The sequence below is a fragment of the Nosocomiicoccus ampullae genome (assembly GCF_001696685.1).
GTDB classification, from domain to species: domain Bacteria; phylum Bacillota; class Bacilli; order Staphylococcales; family Salinicoccaceae; genus Nosocomiicoccus; species Nosocomiicoccus ampullae_A.
In genome coordinates this window covers 1-4,312 of sequence record NZ_MBFG01000030.1, presented here as the reverse complement: position 1 = coordinate 4,312, position 4,312 = coordinate 1, and the positions used below count along the sequence as shown (strand labels likewise).

The following is a 4,312-nucleotide window of genomic DNA, read 5'->3' as shown; positions in this document are numbered from 1 at the left end:
TGCTTTTTTATTTAATTCATATTTTTTTATAAAATATCATTGAAATATTTTACAGAGTTGCTATAATAGAACATGTTGATTAATTAAATATTCCGCAGTAGCTCAGTGGTAGAGCTATCGGCTGTTAACCGATCGGTCGTAAGTTCGAATCTTACCTGCGGAGCCATTTTTATTTTGGGCACGTACTCAAGTGGCTGAAGAGGCGCCCCTGCTAAGGGTGTAGGTCGGTTCATTCCGGCGCGAGGGTTCGAATCTCTCCGTGCCCGTACATAAACCTTATTATATAAGGGATTTAACCAGTTTGGTGACTAACTGGTGGCAGTTATGAAAATAACTGCCGTATTTTTTTGTCTTTTTTAAATGATACAATATATATAACGAGTTTATATAAGGAGTACGGATATGTTTTACAATTATGAAATAACAAAAGAGTTTCATTTTAGTGCGAGTCATCAATTGGATTACTTACCAGAAGGACATCAATGCAAAAGACTGCACGGTCATAATTATATCGTTAAAGTGACTTTAGGCTCAGACGAACTCAATGATGATGGTTTTGTTACAGATTTTGGTTTATTAAAGCCAATTAAAGTATTTATAGATGAAAATCTCGATCACAGACATTTAAATGACGTGTTTGATTTTAAAACAACTTCTGAGAATATCGCAAAATTCTTCTATGAAAAAATCAAAAATGAGTTAAATATGGATAACGTTGTAGAAGTTGCAGTATCAGAAACGCCAAAAACATGGGCGAGATACAGGGAGTTACGCTAATGAGACAACAAAAGAAAATGCCTATTATGGAAATTTTTGGACCGACTATACAAGGAGAAGGTATGGTCATTGGTCGAAAGACGATGTTTGTTCGTACTGGTGGATGTGATTATTCATGCGCGTGGTGTGACAGTGCCTTTACGTGGAATGGTGAAGAAAAGGCGAACGTACTTTCAGCAGAAGACGTCTATAATAAAATTCAAGAAATAGGCTACATAGATAATAGAAGAAATTTTAATCATGTGACGATTACAGGAGGAAATCCTGCACTTATTAATAAACCGATGAATGATCTAATTGATATGCTCCGTAATGATGAGGTGAAAGTCGGATTAGAGACTCAAGGTTCTATTTACCAAGAATGGTTTTTAAAAATAGATGATTTAACAATTTCTCCGAAACCACCATCTTCTAAAATGGAAACAGATTTTACGATTCTCGATGATATATTAAATAAACTACATGAAGCGAATGTCAATTTCAGCTTAAAAGTCGTTATATTTAATGAAGAAGATTTTGACTATGCGAAATACGTATATAATAGATATAAAAACTATAATAGAGATTTTTATGTGAGTGTTGGGAATCCAGACCCTTATGAAGGTGGCGATATTAGTCGTCGTCTATTAAACGATTTAAAAGAGTTATGGGAAATGGTGCTAAACGATCCTGAAGCTAATGATTTTAAGCCATTACCTCAACTTCACGCACTAATTTATGATAATCAAAGAGGCGTTTAATGTCGATTGTTACAATCTGTTACACGCCTGACATAATCACTTCAAACCTTATAGAAATAGGGCTTGGAGTGATTTTTTAGTTAATCGTATCTGAGTAATGAAATACTATGTAATTATCCTGTCAAATATGGGCGTGATTCTTAATATTGCTGTAACCACAGTAATATTTAGACGTGCTATAGTATGTACAGTGAAAGAAATGATTCTACATTTTTAGGAGGATTTCATAGTGAAGAAAACAATTTTAACAACAGGTTTAGCAGTTGGTTTAAGCTTATCATCATTAGCAGGAGTTCAAGCAAATGCATCAGAAGTTAATGTTGATGAAGCAAAACTTGCAAAACTTGCAATCAATAATCCAGAAAAATTAAACGAAGCACCAGTACAAGAAGGAGCTTACGAAATCTCATTTGATCTTGAAGGTACAACTTTCAAATTCAAATCAGATGGAGAAAGATGGGTATGGAAATATGCACCAGTTGGTTCAGATTTCTCTGATTTTGATAACTCATTTAACAACAACGAATCATATGTAGCAAGTGCTCCAGTAGTAGAGAACTATTCTTCTTACGAAACGTATGAAGCACCAAGCTACTCATATAACGAACCAAACTATTCGTACAGTGCTCCAAAAGCATCAGCTCCATCATCAAACGATGGTTTAAACTGGGCTAGTCTTGCAGAGTGTGAATCAGGTGGTAACCCGAACATCGTAGATGCTTCAGGAACTTACCATGGATTATACCAATTTGACGCTGGTACATGGGCATCAGTAGGTGGTACAGGAGTTGCTTCTCAAGCATCTGCTGAAGAACAAACAATGCGTGCAAAAATGTTATATGCTCAACGCGGTGCACAACCATGGCCTAACTGTGGTGCTTACCTATAATATTTAATAAATCAAGCATGTTTTCTTCGTGAAAACATGCTTTTTTGTTATTATTATAATTAAGAGAGTGGTGATTATATGGGTATAAGTCTAGACGTCATTAGTATTTTATCGATTATAATTGCAGTCATTGCTATTACGACAGCGATTTTAGCATTTAGAGTTCGTGGTAAGTCTCAAGTATTACTTACTCAACCTTATTTAGAAATCGATGAAGTAAAGACATTTAAAAACGATCAAAACCGTCTTGTTCTGCAGTTTAGAATTATAAACAACAATGCAAATCCGTTTCATTTTGAGGATTTTACAATTGAAGGTTATGATTTTACGACAGATTATGAATATGGGACACCAGCAGTGGATTCACGAGGGGTTATAGAGCATGACGTAATTAAACTAAACGTTTATATCGAAGAAAGAACAGCGTTTAATGCGAGAATTTTAATTAGATATCGTGACTTTAACAACCATGTACATAAAGCGCGATCAGTTAAAATCTACATTGAAGGTGGAGAAATCGCGCATGACGTCACAGGTACGAAATTTATTTTAACGAAGCGTACTGCGATGTTTTAAGGTGAATTAAATGCAGAAAAAATAGAGATGTTATTTAACATCTCTATTTTTAATTTAATTATTCAAACGTCCCTTTTACAATGACTGCACCACGTGACATCATCTGTCTACCTTTCATAAATACTTCTGTAAGTTTAAATGTGTCTCTATCAATAATTAAAATATCTGCGTCATAGTCTTTCGTAATTTTTCCTTTATGTTCTAGCTCTAAAGCTCTAGATGTGTTAGTTGTCACTAAACATAAAACTTCTTCTAATGAAAGAATATGATGTTGTACGACTCTTTTCACTGTCTCTAAAATAGTATCCGTTGGTGCGACGTCTAAGCCGAGTAGATTACCATCGTCATCAAATTTAGGTAAGCTCCCATTACCGTCAGTAGATAACGTCAGTTGTGATAGATCTCCATTATTTTCTTTGTAATATTTGACCCATCCAAATGCCTCATCATAATCACATGTAATGTCAATAAATGCCCCTTTTTTACCGAGAGTAATGGCGTCGTTCATTAACTCTTTACTTCTATTAATATGTGTTGCATATAACTTTGAAGCAGGTAATTCGTACTCATCGAGGACCTCATGTAATTGTGATAAATAAGCTTTCCCCGGTCCAGTATGGAAATGTGTTACGCCAACTTTACCACCAATTAATCCGCCAACACGTGAATCTCCAATAATTTTTGCGAGTTCATGCGTACTCGGTTGACCTGATCGTGAATCGGCTATGGCAATTTCAGCAGTACCGATGATTTTATCGATTAAAATAATGTCGTCTTTAACATTACCTGTAATCGTCGGTGTAGGTACGTCATAGTTTCCTGTGTAAATGAAAGTAGTGACACCTTCTTTTTCTAATCCACGCGCTTTAGCGAGTAGGGATGAAACATGTCTCGTCGTGCCGTCAGTTCCGAGCAGTCCAACGACAGTTGTTAAACCACTTTTTATAAGGTCACTGAGTTGAACTTCAGGTGTTCGCTTATGGAAACCACCTTCACCGCCACCACCGAGTAAGTGTATATGTGGGTCAATAAATCCAGGAACGACGTAGTTATTATTAGCATCGATGATTTTAACAGTAAACATCTTTTGAAGGTCGGTGACGTCTATTTGATCATCGATTTTTAAAATTTTATTTTGAGTAAATAAAACATCTTTTTTGCCTAATGATTTTGGGCTAAATAAATCTGCGTTTTTAATTAATGTAAACATATTAACACTCATTTCTAAATATTCTTACTATTTATATAACCATATTAATGAAATTAAAACAAACAGTCATTCATTACTTGGTAAAATATAATGGTTTATTTTATCTTCAAAATTATAGAG

Annotated in this window: 5 protein-coding genes and 2 tRNA genes; 6 read left to right on the top strand and 1 reads right to left on the bottom strand. The window is 34.9% G+C overall.

Annotated features, from left to right (window positions below; genetic code table 11):
* Nucleotides 1-91 precede the first annotated feature (91 nt).
* The 6 genes from BBS29_RS08080 to BBS29_RS08055 all read left to right on the top strand — a co-directional run bounded on the left by BBS29_RS08080 (nucleotide 92) and on the right by BBS29_RS08055 (nucleotide 2,982).
* Nucleotides 92-166, top strand: a tRNA-Asn gene (locus tag BBS29_RS08080).
* A 10-nt stretch (nucleotides 167-176) separates the two neighbouring features.
* A tRNA-Ser gene (locus tag BBS29_RS08075) sits at nucleotides 177-266 on the top strand.
* A gap of 136 nt (nucleotides 267-402) precedes the next feature.
* Nucleotides 403-777, top strand: a complete 375-nt coding sequence (queD, locus tag BBS29_RS08070; protein WP_068131207.1) for a 6-carboxytetrahydropterin synthase QueD — start codon at nucleotides 403-405, stop codon at nucleotides 775-777.
* The gene (gene queE, locus BBS29_RS08065; protein WP_068131205.1) at nucleotides 777-1,517 is read left to right on the top strand and encodes a 7-carboxy-7-deazaguanine synthase QueE; all 741 of its coding nucleotides are present in this window, start codon (nucleotides 777-779) and stop codon (nucleotides 1,515-1,517) included. The genes queD and queE overlap by 1 nt, the downstream gene beginning before the upstream one ends.
* 229 nt (nucleotides 1,518-1,746) lie before the next feature.
* Entirely contained in the window at nucleotides 1,747-2,406 is a 660-nt protein-coding gene (locus tag BBS29_RS08060) for a transglycosylase family protein (protein ID WP_068131201.1), read from the top strand.
* Between the two features lie 78 nt (nucleotides 2,407-2,484).
* Nucleotides 2,485-2,982: a hypothetical protein gene (locus tag BBS29_RS08055; RefSeq protein ID WP_068131197.1), complete on the top strand. Its 498-nt coding sequence runs from the start codon at nucleotides 2,485-2,487 to the stop codon at nucleotides 2,980-2,982.
* Between the two features lie 58 nt (nucleotides 2,983-3,040).
* On the opposite strand, the gene iadA is transcribed toward BBS29_RS08055, so the two are convergent.
* Entirely contained in the window at nucleotides 3,041-4,192 is a 1,152-nt protein-coding gene (gene iadA / locus BBS29_RS08050) for a beta-aspartyl-peptidase (protein WP_068131194.1), read from the bottom strand.
* Between the last annotated feature and the right edge of the window lie 120 nt (nucleotides 4,193-4,312).